General features: G+C 68.0%; 13 protein-coding genes. 4 read left to right on the forward strand and 9 right to left on the reverse strand.

Annotation, left to right across the window (positions count from 1 at the left end; all coding sequences use genetic code 11):
- Positions 1–5: 5 nt before the first annotated feature.
- On the reverse strand, positions 6–821 hold the full coding sequence (locus H4O13_15125; protein MBE5316721.1) for a helix-turn-helix transcriptional regulator: 816 nt from the start codon (positions 819–821) through the stop codon (positions 6–8).
- 108 nt (positions 822–929) lie between these two features.
- Here H4O13_15125 and H4O13_15130 point away from each other — a divergent pair, with 108 nt between their 5' ends.
- Positions 930–2,147 (forward strand): putative glycolipid-binding domain-containing protein, encoded by a 1,218-nt coding sequence (locus tag H4O13_15130; GenBank protein ID MBE5316722.1) that lies wholly within the window; start codon positions 930–932, stop codon positions 2,145–2,147.
- A 489-nt stretch (positions 2,148–2,636) separates the two neighbouring features.
- Here H4O13_15130 and H4O13_15135 read toward each other — a convergent pair whose 3' ends face one another.
- Positions 2,637–3,320, reverse strand: coding sequence for a transposase (locus H4O13_15135; protein MBE5316723.1), 684 nt, complete (start codon positions 3,318–3,320; stop codon positions 2,637–2,639).
- A gap of 323 nt (positions 3,321–3,643) precedes the next feature.
- Here H4O13_15135 and H4O13_15140 point away from each other — a divergent pair, with 323 nt between their 5' ends.
- On the forward strand, positions 3,644–6,223 hold the full coding sequence (locus H4O13_15140; protein ID MBE5316724.1) for a DUF1963 domain-containing protein: 2,580 nt from the start codon (positions 3,644–3,646) through the stop codon (positions 6,221–6,223).
- Between the two features lie 303 nt (positions 6,224–6,526).
- Here H4O13_15140 and H4O13_15145 read toward each other — a convergent pair whose 3' ends face one another.
- The 6 genes from H4O13_15145 to H4O13_15170 form a co-directional block, all read right to left on the reverse strand.
- Positions 6,527–6,904, reverse strand: a complete 378-nt coding sequence (locus H4O13_15145) for a hypothetical protein (protein MBE5316725.1) — start codon at positions 6,902–6,904, stop codon at positions 6,527–6,529.
- Positions 6,905–7,250: 346 nt separating this feature from the next.
- A complete protein-coding gene (locus tag H4O13_15150) occupies positions 7,251–8,144 on the reverse strand; it encodes an NAD(P)-dependent oxidoreductase (GenBank protein MBE5316726.1) in 894 nt (297 codons plus the stop codon).
- A 348-nt stretch (positions 8,145–8,492) separates the two neighbouring features.
- The gene (locus H4O13_15155; GenBank protein ID MBE5316727.1) at positions 8,493–9,455 is read right to left on the reverse strand and encodes a hypothetical protein; all 963 of its coding nucleotides are present in this window, start codon (positions 9,453–9,455) and stop codon (positions 8,493–8,495) included.
- Positions 9,456–9,765: 310 nt separating this feature from the next.
- A complete protein-coding gene (locus H4O13_15160) occupies positions 9,766–11,295 on the reverse strand; it encodes a hypothetical protein (protein ID MBE5316728.1) in 1,530 nt (509 codons plus the stop codon).
- A gap of 411 nt (positions 11,296–11,706) precedes the next feature.
- The gene (locus tag H4O13_15165; protein MBE5316729.1) at positions 11,707–13,734 is read right to left on the reverse strand and encodes a serine/threonine protein kinase; all 2,028 of its coding nucleotides are present in this window, start codon (positions 13,732–13,734) and stop codon (positions 11,707–11,709) included.
- Positions 13,731–14,303: a sigma-70 family RNA polymerase sigma factor gene (locus H4O13_15170; protein MBE5316730.1), complete on the reverse strand. Its 573-nt coding sequence runs from the start codon at positions 14,301–14,303 to the stop codon at positions 13,731–13,733. Before H4O13_15170 ends, H4O13_15165 begins: the two co-directional genes overlap by 4 nt.
- Positions 14,304–14,748: 445 nt before the next feature.
- On the opposite strand from H4O13_15170, the gene H4O13_15175 reads away from it, so the two are divergent.
- Positions 14,749–15,294: a hypothetical protein gene (locus tag H4O13_15175; protein ID MBE5316731.1), complete on the forward strand. Its 546-nt coding sequence runs from the start codon at positions 14,749–14,751 to the stop codon at positions 15,292–15,294.
- 33 nt (positions 15,295–15,327) lie between these two features.
- Entirely contained in the window at positions 15,328–16,893 is a 1,566-nt protein-coding gene (locus H4O13_15180; protein ID MBE5316732.1) for a hypothetical protein, read from the forward strand.
- 87 nt (positions 16,894–16,980) lie between these two features.
- Here the strand turns inward: H4O13_15180 and H4O13_15185 are convergent, their stop codons facing one another.
- Positions 16,981–19,758, reverse strand: coding sequence for a hypothetical protein (locus tag H4O13_15185; GenBank protein MBE5316733.1), 2,778 nt, complete (start codon positions 19,756–19,758; stop codon positions 16,981–16,983).
- Between the last annotated feature and the right edge of the window lie 86 nt (positions 19,759–19,844).

Raw genomic sequence — 19,844 nt, forward strand, 5'->3', positions numbered from 1 at the left:
CCCGGTCAACCTCCAGGCCGGCGCATCGCAAGTCGGTGCCGATTCCGGAAGCTATTGGGCGGTAGGCCGAACAGACGCGCAAAGCGTCGCGTGAACTCCGAGAGGTCGTTGAAGCCGCAGTCCAGGGCGATTTGCTGCACCGTTTCCGAGCTCTTCAGTAGTAACTGCGCGGCGCGAGTCAGACGCTGGCGCAGCACGTACTGGTAGGGCGTGCAGCCGACACAACGGCGGAACTGTCGGATCAGTCGGATCGTTTCCAGGCCGCTGTCGTCGGACATCCTCTGCAGCGTCCAGGGCTGTTGCGGTTGGGCATCCACTTCGCGGCTCAGGCGCTCCACCGCTGAGTGCGCGCGTGGATCAAGCCTGCGGTGCGGCAGCGACTTGCCCGACAGATCGATGGCAGCGTCCAACAGGTTGAGGGCGAGGTCTTCCCAGACGCCTGTGTCGGTGGACGCCATGCCCGCACTGGTCGTCAGACGCAGGGTGGCGTTGACCGGCGGGATGCGGTGGCGATGGAATCGGGCATCGCCGCCGAAGGCGCTTTCCGCAAGCTCGGGCGCGAAGTGGAAGGCCATACAGCGGTCACCGCTGCTGTGCTCGTGTCCGCACTCGAAACAGGCATTGCGGTTGGTGAGCAGCAGCGCACCCGGCACCAACGTCTCGCGCCCGTGCTGCGATCGGTAGTGGAAGCTGCCCGACATCACCACGGCAACGCCGGTCCAGGCGTGCTGCTCCTCGAACCTGGGCGAATCGGGCCCGGCGCGGCAAATCAACTCGCGCACTCGCCAGCGATCGCCGGCGGCGACCGGTCGCGCGTCCATCAAGGTGTCGACGGCGGGCGAGTCAGCGATGGCAATTTTCCCCAAGACGCCGCGGGCGGCGACTGCGGATTCTAGCGGCTCACATTCCCGAGCGGCGCCCAAGCACCCATGAACCTTCTGATCGCGCTGCTCACCCTTGGACTCCTGCATGCCGCAGCCCAAGTTCCCGCCCACGACAAGGAAAGCGCCATGTCCGCACCGACCCGCAGCGCACGCACCTACGTCTGGCATCGCGAGATGGATGCCGGCAGTCACGAGCATGCCGTGGTCTTCAGCGAGGGCCAACGGCTGCGCATCGAAGGCCGCATTCTTGCAGTCGATGCCGGTACTCCCATCGAGGTGCACTACACCCTGCAGACCAACGCCGACGGCATCAGCCAGTCCCTGCAGCTTCGACTGGCCGATGCTGAAGGCGAGCGTCGGCTCAGCCTGTGGCATGACGGCCAGGGCAACTGGTGGCGCGACGGTGAACCCGCGCTCGAACTTGCGGGATGCCTCGATATCGATTTGGGCCTGAGCCCAAGCACCAATGCTCTGCCACTGGCGCGTCTGCGACGCGACCACACCCGTGAGGCCGAGATTCGTGCCGCATGGGTCCGCTTTCCGGGCCTGCGTGTGGAGCCTGCCTTGCAAGCCTATCGGCAGCTAGATGACACACAGTGGCGATACCTGAATGTGGCAAGTGGCTTCAGTGCGGAGCTTGAAATCGATGACTGGTCGCTGCCGCGTCACTACGCCGGCATTTGGCGATTGATCGGTCGTCACGACGGTCCGATCGAGCTCGCTGGGCAAGGGTTTTCCGACGCATTGATCGCGACCGCACCGCATGAATCGCTCGGTCAGGTCAGCGATGACTTTTCCTGGCTGGTTGGGGGGTGGCAGGCCGAAGTTCGCGATTTCGACGCCGACGGCAGCACCCGTATCGGCGTCGGCGAGTGGTGGTTCTCCTGGGTGCTCGAGGGCCGCGCCATGCAGGATGTATGGATCTCTCCTCCGCGCGCCGCGCGCGGCGACACGTCCCAGGGCGCGACTGCCGCACTCAGCGCATCCAGCAACCGCTACGGCACGACCTTGCGAACGTTCGAGCACGCTCGTGGCAGCTGGCGCATCCGCTGGACCAATCCCGTCAGCGGTGCCGAGAATCAGCTGGAAGGTCGCCGAAAGAACGATCGGATCGTACTGCTCGGCAAGATCGACGGCGTGCTGCATCGCTGGCAATTCATCGATATCAGCGACGACCGTTTCACTTGGCAGGGCTACCAACTGCAGGCGGACGGCGAGCATTGGGCGTTGACAGCGCAGTTTGATCTGCGGCGCATTCGGTGACGATCCAGCTGACAAAAGGAGCTGTCAGAGTCCACTTTTCAGGCAGCGCGCTGGAAGTGCGACGCCTCCTTGGGGCGATTGCTGTCGCGTGAGTGAAGTCGAAGACGAGGTGGTTCTCCTACCCCAAGGGCATCGACAGCCCGATTTGGCACGCGTGCGTCGGCGTCGAGCATGGGCCTTGGGTCAAGTCCCTCGCGACGCCATGCCAAGACAGCCACGCATCGACCTGCCCAGCGTGCCGCAGCACCTCGTGCAGCGCGGCAACGACCGCCGCCCCTGCTTCTTCGTGCCAATCGACCGCACGCGCTAGCTCCACGAACTGCGAGACGCCGCGTCGCAAAACCGTTGCGCCTTGGAATTGAGTTCGCCCGCCTATGTGTTGACGACCCAGCACGTGCATCTGCTGCTGACGCCCGCTGTCACCGGCTGGGTCAGCGGCCTGATGCTTCGCTGGCGCGCCGATACGTCCGAAAAGGGGGTCAGGTTCACTTACCCGGTCGCGTTCTTTGATCTGGCCGGCCGATGTGCCGGCCGCGCGCTGGCGAAGCGCTGGGTTTTGGCTTCGACCATCGCTCGAAAGTCGTCGCGGCCGTAGGCGCGTTGCTGCTGCAGGTAGAGCCGGATCGCGGCCAGGTCTTCGTCGCTGATCGCCTCGGCGAGCAGGGCGCGATAGTGGTCTGCACCGATCGCTTGCTGGAAGGGGTGCGGGGTCAGCAGCGGATCCTCGCGGAGCCCGCACAGGCCCGCGCAGCTCGACCACGGAAATGCGGCAGGGTCGTCCGTCATGCGGGCGCGGACGGGGTTCAGGTCGATGTAGCGGCTGCAGCGCAGAAGATAGTGTTCGCTATCGACCAGGCAGGCCTTGTACCGACCTTCCCAGAGCGTTCCGGTGCGCGCATGGCGCGCGTTGAACTGCCCGACATAGCGCCGGCCGAGCTGTTGCATCAGGCAAGCTGTGGCACCCACTTCGGGCGGCGTTGCCAACAGGTGGACGTGGTTGTCCATCAGTACATAGGCGTGCAGCGTGCAGCCCGTGGCGAGCAGCGCCTCCCGCAACAGATGGCGATAGCAGGCGCGATCGGTGTCGTCGAGGAAGCAGGGAAGGCGATTGTTTCCACGCTGCACGATGTGCTGCGGAATGCCGGGCAGGTCGAGTCGAGGTTGGCGGGCCATGTGCACAGCATCGCTGCAGCGGTGGCGACCATGCGTGGGCACAACGCTGGCGAGGCTGTAGGACTTCGGCGCGCGGGGCTGTCGGAAGTGAACCTGACCCCGTTTTCGGCTGAGCGTGGATGCCTGCCTGAGCGTCCCTGCCGGGCGCGCAGTCGCAGACAAGCCCGATCGCGCCGGCGTCGCGCACATCACAATGCATCCGCCACTGACCCGGCGGTCAGCACGTGGTCGAGCCTGTGGTGTCGGACCTCGTGTACCGATAGGGTGGCGGCCTCGCGCCACCATGGCGCCCCCCCCGACTCACGAATGGGATACGCCGACCCATGCGGATCACGCTTTCGACCTGTGCCTTCGACATCGATGATCGCTTCGATGGCGTCCGTACGTCCTTCGAGTCCGGCAGCGTCTGGGTGCAGCCGATCCAGCGCGGCGTGCAGCCGCCGATCTTCAACTTCGCGCTCAGCGAGCGCATCGACTTCGTGTCGTCCTTCGAGCCCAAGGCTGGCTTCAACGACGACTACGAGGGGCGCGTGCGCAGCTACTTCGACAGCAAGCGTCCCGACGTGGCCGACTTCGTCGACGGACAGCGTGTACTTGCGGGCAGGCCCGCACTGTTCCGGACACTGAGCTACCTGCGCGATGTCGGTGCGGATACGCCGGTGGAGAACTTCGCACTGTTCGTCAACATTCCGCTCGACGCCGAGTTCGTGCAGGAATTCTCGGCAGACTGCGCGCTGGCCGATCGCGACACCTATGAGCCGCTGTTCTGGGCGGCCATCGAGTCGTATGTCTACACCGGCGGTGCGCGCGAGGCGATCAATGCGCAGGAGGCCGCACACGCGGAGCAGATGGCCGCGATCGATGACCTGCTGTCGCGTTTGGGGGCATTGGGCAACAGCGAGGCGAGTACCGACGAAGACGCTGAGTTCACGGCGCTGGCTGGGTTCACCGTCCCGCACGATGGCGGCGAACATGCGCGCGTCGCAGGGATGCGCCTCGATCAGGTGGTCGCGCGCTGCGTCGTGCCCGAGTCTTCGCGGGCGCTGAGCGTGAGAGTTTCGATGCGGTTTCCGGACCCGGTGTCGGCCCTGGAAAGCGGGGTGCTGTCGGAGTACGCCAACGCTGGAAGGGTCGAGATGGCCGTGTCGGTGCTGGGGGTCTATCACGGCAGTGGCATGCCACGTGGACGCTTCGCCATTCGCGATGGCAAGGGGCCGGCCTACAACAGCTCGGTTCGCGTCACCGATCTCGCATACGGGTGCGAGTTCAACGGGCTGCTGGAATTCATCGACGGCTGGATGTCGCTGCGCGGTGCCATCTACAGGAGCTACGACAGGCAGACGCGATTCGATGTCGATGTCTGCGTGCCTCTCGATGCAGCCGCCATTGAATGGGCCGAGTACGAGTTCACGAGCATCGAAGAGATTGCCAGCGCGCCACCGGAGCAGGTGCGCCATGTCCAGCTCACAAGCCTCGAGGAGGGCGATGATCTGAGCCTGCTCGAACGGTGTACCGAGCTGCGCACATTGTTTCTGCGCCATCGCGCTTGGGGCACGCCACAGGCGGTCCGCGTGCCGGAGTCGATCTTCGGCATGGCCAACCTCACCGAATTGACCATTCACTCGATCGCGCTGCCGCGCGTGCCGGACGCCCTCGGTCGTTCGACCTCGTTGGTGCGGCTTGCGCTCACCCGTTGCGACCTCACGGAAACCCCGGACGCACTTTGGACACTGCCGTCGCTGCGCTGGTTGCTGCTCGATGGCAACCGGATAGAACGATTGCCGCCGCAGATCGCGCTGCCGGCGCTGACGTCCATCAATCTCTCCAACAACGCGCTGCGTCTGCTGCCAGACAGCCTGTTCGCGCTCCCGAATCTTGAGAGCCTGGACCTCGATGGGAATCCGTGGGAGGCCCTGCCCGAGGCCGCGAACGCCGACCGCTTCGCGATCGCGCTCGACATCGCCTCCAAGCGACGACTGCTGGACTTCACCTATCGCGGGCGCGACGGCGCGACGGACGTGATCTGGAACGAGGACTCCTACCACGCACGCTCCAGTGCAGCACTCGCGGCGGTGGTGGACGAGGTGCTCGCGGCCAGCCCGCAGGCGACTGCGCATGCCGATGCGCTGCGGTTCCTGGCCAAGCGCGGCGTGGCGATCAGGCTCGGCGACGCCGAGGACTACGCCCAGCTCGGCAACCACCGGGTGGGCGGCATGCCTGACCTTCCGCCCTCGATGCCCTATCCGCGTTTCGACTGCGATGGCGCGAGCAAGCCGTACGAATTCCTGTGCCAGCTCGACTGCGCCGACCTCGCCAGGTTCCAGGACTATCTCCCACGGTCGGGATTTCTGTACTTCTTCCTGTCCACCCTGCACGACCTTTACGGCAACGATGCGCGCGCACCTCGGGTGCTCTGGTTTGATGGTCCTCGCGAAGCGCTGGCGTCGGGGCGGGCGCTGCGCATCGATGCCAGTGAGTATTTCGAAATGTCAGGCGACGCCTACGAGGCGCGGCGGGCGGTGGCCGGGCCGCTGGTGAGCGCCCCGCACTGGTATGCCGTGCGGTCGAACCCGCATCTGCTGCGAGGCCCGGCCGCCACGCTGGCCGCGGATGAACACTTCCTGGAGGCCATGGCGCACGACCACTTCACCGCGCCCCTTGAGGCACGGTTCCCCTTCGACGTGGCCGTAGGTGGCTATGGCTTCACCCAACACGAGGACCCGGAGCACCAGGCCGCACTCGTTCGCAAGGGCAATCCCGAGGACTGGGTGATCCTGCTGCAGGTGAAGTCGATCCTCGACATGCAGTGGGGTGATGCGGGCGAACTCTTTTTTGTCGCGCACAAGCGCGACCTGGCGGCGCACGACTTCTCCCGCGTCTTCTGCACCATGGAGAGCAGTTGACGCGTTGCAGCGGCACTCACCGGAAGGCCTGAGTGCACTGCTTCCGCAGTCGTGGACAGGGTACGCCAGCATGTCTGCCGCGCCGGGGTCAAATCCGCCACCACGCGGGAGGATGTCGACGGAGTCAGGCCGCGCCCGCAGTGCAGGCACGCCTTCGCTGCGGATCGCTTCCGACAGGTCATCGAGGAGACACTGCAGCGCCGAGCGGGGAGGAAGCGATCCGTGGGCCTCACGCGCCCGCGCAGCACTTGTCCGCGGAACTTGCACTGTGATTCGCGCTTTGGAAGCGGGTTGTGCCCTCATTCAAGACCGTCGCGAAAGTCCGCGGGCAGAGCGCACTTTCCAAGCAGCGCGAAGTGAGAGCGATTCTTCCATGTCGCGATTGCTGCGGCGTGACTGATGTCGAAGGCTGAGAGGTTCTCCTACCCCAAGGGCATCGAGAACCTGACTCCACGCGCGCGTCGGCATCGAGCATGGGCCTTTGATCAAGACCTCCTCGACGTCCCGCCAAGACAGCCACGCATCGACCTGCCCGGCGTGCCGCAGCAGCTCGTGCAGCGCAGCAACGATCGCCGCCCCTGCTTCTTCGCGCCCATCGACCGCACGCGCTACCTCGACGAACTGCGCGAGGCCGCCTCCCGACACGGCTGCACCGTACATGCCGATGTGCTGCTGACTCACCACGTGCCGCTGCTGCTGACGCCCGCGGCAATCGGCTGCGTCAGCGCCATCAGGCTTCGCTGGGCCGTCGCGACGTCCGCTACATCCATGATCGCGACCGCCGCACCGGCACCCGTTGGGAAAGCCGCTTCAAGCCCTGCCCAGTGCACTGCGAGTATCACTCGCCGCGCTGCTGCCGCGACATCGAACTCAATCCGGTCCATGCGCGCGGGGTCAGCCAAGCCAGCGACTAGGCCTGGTCGAGCTACGCAGCAAACGCGCAGGGCGCGACCGACCCGCTGGTCAGCCCGCACCCGCAGCAGCTGGCGCTGCATGCCGAAGACAGGTGCGGTTGACTCCGTTCTGGCTAGGCCGAGTCTGCGGCGATCCGCTGGAAGGCCTGCACGACGCCGATCATGTCTTCGCTGCCCAGTCCCATCGACTGGGCGTGCCGGTACAACTGCAGGCTAGAAGCGATCAGCGGTGCATGGATGCCCTGCGCTTCGGCGGCGGCAGCGATCAGTCGCGTCGTCTCGAGAACATTCGAGATCGCTGCCTGCGGGCTGAAGTCGTCGCGAAGCAGCTTGTCGACCTTGATGCGCGAGATGTCGCTCGCCATCTGGCTCGCGTTGACGATCGTGGCCCAGCGGCCGAGATCGAGTCCGTGGCCTTGGGCGAAGTTCGCGGCTTCCGCCAAGCCTGTGACTGTCGCGATGAGAAAGACATTGACGGCGAACTTCATCACCAGGGCCGATGGCACGGGCCCGCACGCCAGGGCGTCGCGGCACAGCGGCCGCAGCAGTGGAATCACCTGCCCCACCGCAGCATCTGCCCCCGCGAGCATGCAGACCAGCTGACCCTTCTGCGCTGGCGCGCGGGAGCCCGACACCGGCGCTTCGACGTAGGCGCCACCGTGCGCGCCGATGTCGGCTTCCAGCTGTCTTGAGTAGGCGGGTGAGACGGTCGCCATGTTGACCAGGATGCGACTGGCCACACGCCAGCCGAAGCGTTCGCCACCCCGGCCCAGCACCTCGTCCAGTGCCGCCCCATCGGTCAACATCAGGAACACGACCTCACTGTGTTCGAACAGCTCGTCCAGCGATGCCGCGACTTTCGCGCCAGCCTCGGCCAGAGGCACGCAGCGTTCCGGACTGCGATTCCAGACGCAGAGCGCACCAACAGCGTTCAGAAGGTTCATGGCCATGGGCTCGCCCATAGCGCCGAGACCGACGAAACCCAGACGCGGCACCTCAGCCTTCATCTCCATCGCCTTCCCCACTGACTCGACTTGGTCGGATACGACTGGGTGTGCATGCACCTGATGTCGGCGCTTCGGGCCGGGGGCACTCCAGCCGCATGCCGTGGACAGGGTACGCCAGCATGTCTACCGCGCCGGGGTCACATCCGCCAGCACGCCGGAGGATGTCGACGGCGTCAGACAGCGCCCGCAGTGCCGGCACGCCTTCGCTGCGGATCGCTTCCGACAGGTGATCGAGGAGACACTGCAGCGCCGAGCGGGGAGGAAACGATCAGCGGGCCTCACACGCCCGCGCAGCAGCTGTCCGCGGAACTTGCACTTTGATCCGCGCCAATGATCCGGGTTGTGCCCTCATTCAAAACCGTCGCGGAACAGCGCGCCGACCGCACTGACTCCGCCGATGATCTTGTTGCCGTGTGCATCTGTCTCCACCAGCCTGGACTGGTCGAACTGCAGCACCAGTCGATCGGCCTGCATGACGTTGTCCTGCGGTGAGCCACCGTTCCAGTACGAAAAGACGTACATGAACACGGCGACCGAGGTGGGAGAGACCAGCGTTTTCCGGTCGGTGATGTCCAGAATCAGCTGCATCTGGTTGCCGTTGTAGCGCCACAACCTCACCCGCCCTTGACCGCCCGCGTCCACCGGGACGTCGTCAAAGGTCACCTGGAACTCGACGGTTTCCCAGCGATCCTTGACCAAATTCACGCCGGAATCGGTCCACGCGGCAGAGCCTTCGAATATGTGCTTGAGGTGCCCATCCCTGGCTGGGCCTGAAGCCCAGGCGTTGTCGATGTAGATGTCCTGATAGCCCTCGTTCGCGCCTGAGGCGCTTTCGGTACGAAAGCGCAGGAACTTCAGGTGTGCGCCCTCGGCATTGGATGTCCAGTCGAAGGTGGCCGACGGGAAGTAAAAGGACCCTTGAAAATGCACGGTCTCGCCTTTGACCAGTGTTCGCGGCCAGGTGATTTCACCGCCCCACGACCAGTCGACGCCCCGGGCGATCGTGAGCTGATAGGCCTTGGTGCCCTCCGCAACGCGATAGTTCTGCACGGTGGTCTCATTTCGATTCAGCGCTGTCGCACCCACGGGATCCCGTTCCCCATCGAACAACAGGTCGGGGACGAAGCCGAGGGGGCGCAGGTGGCTGGCGCCAGAGATCTTCGTGTTGGAAAGGCCTGGGCTCCAGCCCGCCATGCGATGCGTTGACGCGGTGGCCTGCTCGGCGGCGGGCGCCGATGCGCTGGGAGCGGGTTCCTTGGCAATGCCCGGGAACGGCAGGACGGCAAGCATCAGGGCGAGACTGCGGAGCATGTCGGCTCCTCCTGGGATGACGGGATGGGAGTGGGGCGAGTGCGCGCCCTGGAAGGGTTTGTCGAAGTGCTGCACCACGACTCGCGACACGCATCGCGAGGGCTTCCGCGCAGACCTCTCCAAGGGGTCGCCAGCCTAGCGCCGCTCTGGGCCAGCGGTTGACCTCTCGCTCCCCCGCTTGCAGCCGTTCATCGCCAGAGCCGGACGAGATGCCGGCCTCAGACAGCACCCTGAGCGCCTTCTTCGGAGCAGTCGGCGCTGGAAGTCAGCGCGCAGTCGAACCGCCCTGCCACCTCCCGTTCGCAGCCGCTCACTCGAACCCATCCCTGAGCAGATCCTGCGCATACAGTCGCACCCGCATGGCGCTGCCGTAGAAGCTGCCGTCGTTGCTGGCATAGGCATAGCCGCCGAACACTACGCGTTCGCCGTCGGCGGACAGGGCCATGCCGTCCAGGCGGTTGTCGCGGTCGCTGCCGAACAGGCTGTGGCCGTAGCCCATCCGGCCCGGCAGGCCGAGGTTGAGGTTGCCGAAGCTGCTGTCGAAGCTGCCGTCGGCATTGAGGCGGACGAGGGCGGCATCGCCGAAGCTGAAGCCCGCGTACTCGTAGCCGCCGCCGATGAGGATCTTGCCGTCGGGCGTCGCGAGCACGTCGGCGGCATAGGCGTCACCGTGGATGCCGCTGGCGGTGTAGTCGAAGCTCAAAGCTGCGCCGCCGAGGAAGCCCGGATCGTTCGCGCCCGTCACAGTGTCGATCACGCTGACGCCGATCGAGGGGTCGGTGTCGCTGGCGTTGGCGGCGTAGCCGACCACGATCAGCCGCGAACTGCCGCCCCGCCGCTGGAGGGCCAGTCGATTGCCGGTGTTGTGTCGAAACTCCGGGGCGGCACTGAAGAAGAGACTACGGAACCCGTTGCTGCCGAACTGGGGGTCGATGCCATAGCCCGGCGTTGCCGAAGGAAAGGAGGTGCCGACCACCGCCGTGTCGAACTGGCCCTGCGAGTTGACGATGCCGCGGCGAAACAGGGTTCGGAAGCGCAGCGGCACGCTGGCCCCGGGCACGTACTCGGCGGCGAGGTCGGCGACCTGCACATCGAAGTTGGCGCCGATGCGCAGCGCGTACCACGGGTTGGGCTGGCCGACGTTGCCACCGATGACGTTGCCGCATTCGGCGGCGCCGCAGAGTTGGCCGGTGTTGGCGAACAGCACCACATGCATCAGGTCGCGCGGGCCGCTGTCACCGTCGCGGATCGCGCCGGCGATCATGAAGCGGTTGAGGTTCAACTCGTAGGGTTCGATCGCGCCGGCGATGTCAGACGGCGTTCCGCCGCGGCGGATGCGCAGCAGGCCGCCGCTGGCGAAGTTCGAGTCGAGGCTGCCGTTGGGCAGCACCGCCCACACCGCCATGTCGCTCTGGTTGAACGGGCCGAACAAGGTGCCGAGCACGAGAACCGCGCCATCGGCACGAAGCGCGGCGTCGACCGCACTCACTTCGAAATCGACGCCAGCATCGAACAGCTGCTGACCGCGCGGACCGTAGCTGGTATCGGGCGAGCCGTCCGCGTTCAAGCGGGTGATGCCGATCTGGCTGTTGCCGGCGAACTGCGAGCCGAAGGGCGTCGGCGTGTTGCTGATCAGCAGCGTCTTGTTGTCCGCCTGCACCAGTACCTTGATGACTCGGGTGGCGCCGCGCTGCAGGCTGCCGTCGATGGGGAAGAAGGTGGTGGCCTTGCCGCTGGCGACGGGGCCGAAGCCGGTATCCAGCTGACCGTTGGCCTGTGCCGCCAGCGCCAGCGTGGCCAGCAGAGCGAGTGCGATGAGCCGGGCGATCGGGTGTGTCATCTGCGGTTCTCAGCGGTCGGCGCGGGAAGGCGCCTTTGCTGCGACACACGCTGGATGGGGGGTGGACCTGACAGCAGGCGTACGAAGCGGAATGCTTGCGGCCCGCTGGCCCTGCCGCGCAGTACGGCTGTTCGCTGGAGCGAGCGTGCTCGCGACCCGCAAGCTGGGTGCAGGCCGCAAGCTGCGTGCAGAGCACAGGCTGCTGTTGAGCCCCTCTCCCCTGGAGGGAGAGGGGTTGGGGAGAGGGGGGAACGCTCGCGGCAAGATCGCCCCCTCTCCCCCGGCCCCTCTCCCACAAGGGGAGAGGGGAGCACAGCACTCAGTCGACGCGCGGAGAGGGATGCAAAGTCCCCAGTCGACGCGCGGAGAGGGGAGCTGAGCACTCAGTTGCCACGCGAGGCTTCGAAGCGCTCAGGGCGACCTGCGAAGGACGCCCTGCTCTGCCTGCTTGCCGAAGGCCCTGATGCGTTCACGCTCTGGATGTCCTTCCGGGAAGGCGCGCTGGTAGTCGGGCCAGGCCTGCTTCCATGCTGACAGCGCTGCGTCGTTGTCGCCCGCGCCCAGCGCGGCCTGCGCGAGCAGCGCGTAGGCCTCGGCGCGGCGCATGGCGACGAAGGCGTCCGGCTGCGATTCGATCAGGGCCACGGCTTGCCTGAAGACTCGAACCGCATCATTGAACTGCTCGGCGCGCAGGTAGACCCAGGCCTGCTGACGCAGAAAGTTCTCGCGTGCGGAGGGCGCAATCTCAGCGGCACTCAGCGATGCGCTGGCCGTGTCCAGCACCTCGAAGGCACGATCGAAATCGCCCTGCTTGGACAGTGCGCCCGCGACGCTGCCCAGCACGTCGATGCGCTGCGAGTCGCTCACCCGCGGATGGCTGCACAGGGACTCCACCTCGCTGGCGATCGCGCGCAGGTCGCTGCGCTGGCTTGGCAGTTCAAGCGAGAACGCCAGCAGCTTGAGCAGACTGAGTCGAACGGAGGCGGAGGGCTGGGTCTCCTCGGCTTGCGCCTGCAGGGCCGCGCGCAGCACCGGCACGGCGGCCTGCGGCTGGCCCTGATTCAGCAGGGCGTGCCCGATATCGCCCAGCGACTGGCGCAGCAGCAGCGGGTCGTCGGCGTGACGCTGCTGCAGTCGAGTGGCGGCCGCCACCAGCAGGTCGACGCTGCGCGGCTCATGGCCGCTGTATTCCGCGGGCACGGCGCCGCCGATCACGTCCAGCAGCGCGCTCAAGCGCGCTTCCGCACGCGCGGCCTGCTGCTCGGCGCGCTGCGCCTGACGCAGGGTGCTGACGACGCCCAGCACCGCGACCAGGAGCAGGCCCGCAAACACGGCCAGGCTGCGGCGATGGCGCCAGATCCGCCAGCGCCACTGGCGCGCGAACCCGCCGGTGCCGCTGCGCAGGGCACGGTCATGCTGCAGATCGTGCAGGTCGTCCAGCAGCGCAGAGGCCGAGGCATAGCGGCGCTCGGGTGGCTTCTCCAGACAGCGCGCCAGCAGGGCCTCCAGCGCGCGTCGACGCCAGCCCGTCGGCGCGTTGTGCACGGGCAGACGCGCAGGCAGGCGTCGCACCGGGCCTTGCAGAATGCGTTCGGCCCAGGGCAGAGGCTTGCCCGTCGTCTCACCGTGCGGCGACTCGCCGCTCAGCAGCTCGAACAGCAGCACGCCGAGCGCGTGGATGTCGGTGGCCGTGGTCGCGGCCTGCCCCAGGATCTGCTCTGGCGCGGCGTATCGCCAGGTCAACAGACGCAGCCCGCTCTGGGTGAGCTCGTCAGCGTCTTCGTCCAGACCCTTGGCGATCCCGAAGTCGAGCAGCTTGGGCAGGCCGTCACGGGTCAGGCGGAGGTTCGAGGGCTTGATGTCCCGATGCACCACCAGATGCCGATGCGCGTAGTCCACCGCCTCGGCCACCTGCCGGAACACCGCCAGCCGTTCGGCATAGCCCGGCGTGCGCGCGGCCCACTCCGCCCAGGAGGCGCCGTCGACGAGCTCCATCGCCAACCAGGCCTGCCCCTGCGCGCTGATGCCGCCGTCGATCAGCCTCGCGATATTCGGATGATCGAGCCGCGCCAGCAGCTGCCGCTCCTGCGCGAAGCGCGCCTGCTGCAGGCCATCCAGACGCGAGGCACGCAGACGCTTGAGGGCCACTGTTTGTACGAACTCGGCGCCGATGCGCTCCGCGCGGAACACGTCCGCCATGCCGCCCGAGCCAATGCACTCACGCGCCTGGAAGGCGCCGAAACGCGGCAGGTCCAGCGCCGGTGGCTGCAGGTCGTCGGCATGCAGATAGCTCAGCAAGCCCTGCAGCTGCGCGGCGAAGGCGGCATCGCGCTGCTGCCAGTCGCGCAGGGCCTGCGCACGCTCTTCGTCAGACAGCTCGCAGACGTCGTGGAAAGCCGCGCGCAGGCGCTGGAAGTCCGCGTCCGGCGCGTGGCTCACGTGGCATCCAGCGCCTGACGCAGCCAGGCCTTGGCCATCGCCCAGTCGCGATACACCGTGCGTTCGTCGACCTCCAGCAGGTTCGCGACCTCCAGCACTTCGAGCCCACCAAAGCAGCGCCACTCGACGATCTGCGCCATGCGTTCGTCGTGCTTGGCCAGGGCCTTCAAGGCCTCATCCAGTTCGGCGAGATCCATGTCGGCTTCGATGGGCAGATGCAAGAGCTCCACCCATTCGACCTGCTGCCACTGGCCGCCGCCGCGCTTGTCGCGCTGGGCGGCGCGCGCGCGATCGATCAGCACCTGACGCATCAGCTTGGCCGCGGTCGTGAACAGGTGCTTGCGGTCGCGGATGTCGACCGAACGCGCGCCGAGCAGGCGCACGAACACGTCGTGCACCAGGGCGGTCGGCTGCAGGGTGTCGTGGTCGCGGTGGCCGCGCAGGGTGTGGGCGGCGAGGCGTCGCAGCTCGTCGTAGACCTGCGGCAGCACGCGATCGAGCGCGTCGAGATCGCCCTCGCCCCAGCGCGCCAGCCAGCCGGTGATGTCCGCCTCGCCCAACGTCGTCATGCCTGGCTTCCCGCGCCTTGCCACGGCGCAGGATAGCCGAGCCGGGCGCGGGGCTTGCGGCGGACTTCGCCTGCGGGCGAGCGGGCGAGAGCGACGGGCGGACGGGATCGGGTGCATGCGGGCACGTACGTCCTGCGGAGCGGGCACCTGACAGGGGCGCGTGCGCGGGCTACGCGTGCGGCGCCCTCTGAAGAAGCGGAGTGCTTGCGAGCCGATTGATCTTCGCCCCCGCGAAGCCCGGCTGTTTGTAGGAGCGAGCTTGCTCGCGACCGGCTGGGGGTGTGCAGGGCGCAGGCCGCGGTCGCCTGCAAACAGGCTGCAAAAAGCGCGAGCGGTCTACCTCGGGTTTCTCCAAGAACACCTGCTCCGCAAAGGGCTGCCTGCACGTTGTCAGGCGCCGGCACACAAGGGCGTACGTGCGGGCAGCCCACCTGGAGTTCCGCCCATGCGCCGTCTGCTGCCCCTCACCCTGCCCTGCCTGCTGCTGCTCGGCGCCTGCGATGCCGCTGAACGCGACGCGGCGCCCGCCGCGACCGCTTCGGCGCCCAACACCGCTGCCGCTGCGGCGGCGCCCCCTGCTGAAACCGGCAACGTCGTGCGCATGCGCGTCGACGGCGTCGACTGGCAGGCCGACCGCGAGTTCTTCTGCGCCGTGCATCCGCCGGGGATGGACCGCGCCGTGCTGGTCAGCGCCTCGCTGGGCCCGAAGGATGCGAACGAGCAGACCTTCAACTTGAACCTCACCGGCGTCGACGGTCCGGGGCGCGTGCACCTGCAGAGCAGCGCCTCCTGGGTGCACACGATCCAGCTGGCCAATCTGGATGCCGCGCGCATTCTCAACGGCGGCGCGATGGGCTTCGACATCACCGTCGAGCTGCTCGCGGTCTCGGCCGACCCCGTCCGCGTCGAAGCGCGCTTCACCGGCCAGCTGATGAGCAGCGCTGGCAGCGCGCTGCGCATCGAGGACGGCTACCTGCGCTGCAGCGAGTGACGCCGACCCCGCACTTCGACCCGAGGACTGCCCATGAATCGTCTAGCTTCCGGGGCGACCGCCGCCCTGCTCATCGCCGGCCCCAGCCAGGCCGCCGTGCTCACCGTCGACACCAGCAGCGATGCCGCGCTGAGCGCCTGCACGCCGGCGCCGGCCGACTGCTCGCTGCGCGGCGCGATCCTCGCCGCCAACGGCCTGCCCGGCGCCGACCGCATCGAGTTCGCGCTGCTGGAGAGCGACCCCGGCTACCAGCCGGCCAGCGCGCACTGGCGCATCGAGGCGCAGAGCGCGATGCCCAACAACGCGGGTGATCTGGAGATCGACGGCTACACCCAGCCCGGCGCGCTCGCCAACACGCAGTCGCCCGAGGCCGGCGGCAGCAACGCCGTGCTGAAGGTCGAGCTGCGCAATGCCGGGCAGTCGTCCAACACCGGTATCGACAGCAGCAGTGCCAACTTCAATGCGCAACTCGTGCTGCGCGGGCTGGCGATCAGCCGCTTCGCCTCGCAGGTGGTGCTGAGCGGCGGTGCGGCGCATCGCGTCGAGGGCTGTTTTCTCGGCACCGACATCCGCGGCACCGCGCCGTCGCAGACCGGCAATTCGGGCCTCGGTATCGGCGTGCGCGTGCAGGGCGAGGGGCCGTATGTGATCGGCGGCGAGACGCCGGCCGCGCGCAACGTGCTGTCGGGCCTGTTGAGCGGCATCGTGTCGTTCTCGGTGCCGAACGGTCTGCGCATCCGCGGCAATCTGATCGGCACCAATGCCGCCGGCACTGCGGCCATTGCGAACCGCAGCTACGGGATCGACCTCACCAGCTTCCGTGGTGTCGTCATCGGTGGCACCACGCCGGCGGCGCGCAATGTCATCTCGGGCAACGAGTTCACCGCGATCCAGCTCGGTGCCGGCACGGCGCCGGCGACGTTTCCGAACCTGCGCGTGCTGGGCAACCACATCGGCACCGACTGGAGCGGCAGCCTGCCGATTCCGAACGGCCGCAATGCGGCCAGCCCCAGCCAGCCGCAGCCTTCGATCCTGCTGTTCGCCGGCGGCGCCTGCAGCGTGCAGATCGGTGGCTTCGGCGCCGGCGAATCCAACCTCATCGCCCACGGCGGCGCGCAGGGCATCCTGGTCGGCACCTGCACGCGGGTGGCGGCCGCCGGCAACCTGCACATCGGCCATCGCGGCATGGCGATCGACACCTCCGCCACGAGTTTCGCCGACGGCCCCACCGCCAACGACGCGGGCGATGCCGACAGCGGCGGCAACCGCCTGCAGAACTCACCCGACGTCGTGGACGCCGTACCGGTCGGCGCCGATCGCTTCCGCCTCGATCTGCGCGTCGACAGCGCGCCGGGCAATGCGACCTATCCGCTGCGCGTCGATGCCTTCCGCGGGCGCGGCGCGGATCTGCTCGAACACCTGGCCCAGCGCACGATCACCTTGGCCGAGGCGCAGACCGTGGTGTCGATCGAGCTGCCGCTCTCAGCATTGGCCGACGGCGCGGTGCAGCTGCTGGCCACCGACGCCGAGGGCAATACCAGCGAGGTCGGTCGCTATGCCCTGAGCCCGGTGTTCGCTGACGGCTTCGAGTCGCTCTGAGCCTGAGCCCGAGCGAGGACCCGCAGTGCGCGAAGCTGCGGCTGCGGGTCCTCGTCATCCAGACGTAGTTGTCGACGGCCGCCTCGCCTACTCGAAACCGTCGCGGAAGATCTCCGGCAACAGCGGCACCGGCTGCGGGTTGCCGAGACGCGTGAGGAACATCCGCGTGTTGTCCTGCTGCGGTACCCCAGGGCGGGCGTCGGCGAGCGTTCCGGCAATCAGAAAGCGGCCATCGGCCTGCTGCACCGCGGCGGCCGGGTACTCGTCGTACGCGCCCGGCCGATCCGGAAAACGCAGGCGCGTGCCCGTGTCCGCGCCGAAGTCGGGGTAGCCCACGCGGTTGCCGGCGGGATCGAGCTTGGTCACCGCGAGGTCGGCGCCGCCGAACGCTGCCGCCCAGGGCGCGCCCTGCGTCTGCGTGCCGACCACGATCACGCTCGCGTCCCACTGCGGTAGGACCGCGGCAATCGAGGCGCTGTCGCCGCCGCTTGAGGGATCGAAGTCGATGGCGACCACACCGGCGAGACCGAAGTCGAGATCGGGCGCGTTGTTCGGCAGCAGGCGCAGCACCGCGCCGCCCGTGCCCAGGCTGCAGCCGAGCAGGCGCGCATTGCCAGCGTCGACCGCCAGCGCGTTGCCGGCAAAGCGGCAGCCGGTGCTGCTGCGCAGGCGGATCGCGTTGCGCGGGCCCTGGCCGTCTTCGGCGATGTCGAACAGCACGGCCGACTCGTCGAACGTGGTTGAGCCGTCGCTGCCCGCCACCAGCAGCCGCCCGGCCTGATCGAAGGCCAGCCCGTTCGCGCGCAGGCGCGAAGGGTTGGTCGGTGAGACCAGCACCTGCAGGCCGCCGTTGCCGAAGCCGGTGTCGAGACTGCCGTCGGCCCGCAGCCGCACCAGCACGGCGCACTCGTCATTCGGCTGGTCGAAGCCGCAGCGCAGCTGCGGATCCTGCGGGCCCGTGGCGACACCGTTGCCGAGCAGCACGATCCGCCCCTGCGGGTCCTGCCGGACCGCGCTGAAGCGCACCCGGATCTGCCGCGCGTTGAGGCCGAGTTCGCTGCCGCTGTCGAGCACGCCATCGCCCCAGAAGCCGGTGTCGATGCTGCCGTCCTCGCGCAGCTTGATCACCACGCCGCCGGCCGCGGCACCACCGCGCGAGCCTGCCAGCAGCAGACCGCCCGCGCTCAGGGGCTCGACCGCGTTGCAGTAGGTTTCGCCGCCCGCGACGAGGCTCAGGCCGCGCTCGCCGTTGCCGGCGAAGCTGGCGTCGGGCTGGCCGTCGGGCAGCAGGCGGCTGACGCCGCAGACCGCGCTCACCGGTGAGGTTTCGAGATACAGCGTGCCCGCGATCAGCGCGCGGCCCTGGGCGTCGATGCGCAGATCCTCGGTGATGGTCGAGCGGCGCGGCCCGCTGACTTCATCGATACGCATCACGCGGGTGCGGTGGTCGGGGTCGAGAAAGCCCGCATGGCGTTCGGGGTCGGCCATGCCGAGGCGGGCGATCAGGCTCGCGGTGCCGGCCACGCCCGCGAGCGGATCGGCCTGGCTGCCGGTGATGACGACGCGACCGCGGGCGTCCAGGCGCAGCTCGCCCAGTTCGTCGTTGCGGCCATCGCTGCTGCGCCAGAGCTCGCGCGTGTAGTGCGACTGATGGCTGCCGCCCTCGCCGAAGCGGGCGACCAGGTTGCCGTCTTCGCGCAGCCGCGTGATGTAGATGTCCTGCGGATCGGCGTTGCCCGAACCGCGCCACAGGGTGCTGCCCACCACCAGTTCACCGCTGTCGCTCAAGGCCACCCGCGGGGCGTGCAGAAGCACGCCCGCCAAGAGCGCGGAGGGCAACAGTTCGACGTAGCCGTCGCCGCTGAAGCTGCCGTCGGGCTGGCCATCGGCGCGCAGGCGCAGCACGCCGGGCTCCAGGATCGGGCCCGGTGTGGTGCCGCTCGTATCCGGCTGGCAGCCCAGCAGCATTCGGTCCTGCGCGTCCAGCAGCAGGCTGCTGACGCGATAGCACTGACGCACGAAGCCACGGCCTCCGTCGCCGGTCCGCAGCGGCGCATCCATGCCGCTGCCGAAGCCGGTGTCGACGGCGCCATCGTCGAGCAGGCGAAAGATCACGCCGGCGTCGGGAATGCCCGGGTTGCTGGTGATGCCCAGCACATAGACGCGGCCGCTGCTGTCGAGCGCGGTGCTCACGCCCAGCACTCGCGGCGGGTTGTAGTCGGCCAGCGGTCGGGAGCCGTCCACCGCGAACGTCGGGTCCGGGCTGCCGTCTTCCAGCAGACGCAGGATCAGGCCGCGCTGGCTGTTGTCCCCGGCGTTGATCACCCGGCCCACGGCGAGCACCCGCCCCTGCGCATCCAGCGTCGCCGAAGTCAGCAGGGTCTGCGCGGTGCTCTCGCGCCAGCTGAAGTCGGCTTCGAGCACGCGCACGCCCTGCTGCTGGAAGCCGGTGTCGAGCACGCCCTCTGCCGTCAGCCCGATGACCAGACCGGAGTAGCGGCCGTTGCCCTGCAGGCCGAAGCCGAGCACGCGGAAGCGGCCGTCCGGCAGGGCCAGCACCTTGCTGCAGAACAGCGAGCTCAAGCCCGGCAGCGACAGCCCGCCCGAGCCTTGCGGCGCGCCATCGCGATAGCGCACCAGCACACAGCGCGAGCTGGTGCTGCCCTGGCTGCCGACCGCGACCAGCACGCCCTGCGCATTCTCGGCGCTGCTGCTGAAGCGTTCGTTCTCGCCAAGGAACGGGCCCTGGGCGAAGCCGTAGCCGTTGAAGCTGGGATCGACGAAACCGCTGAGCGACTGCGCAGGGACACCGGCGCTGACGAACAGCAGGGCGAGTGCGGCGAACGCGCGAAGTGCGTGGGACATCTGGGGCACCTTTCGGGAAGCGTGGGTGCCGACACGTACGTCGCTTGTCAGCGCCACCTGACAGGCGCTGCGCTTGCGCTCGCCCT

It is taken from the genome of Lysobacterales bacterium (genome assembly GCA_014946745.1).
GTDB lineage: Bacteria > Pseudomonadota > Gammaproteobacteria > Xanthomonadales > Xanthomonadaceae > Aquimonas.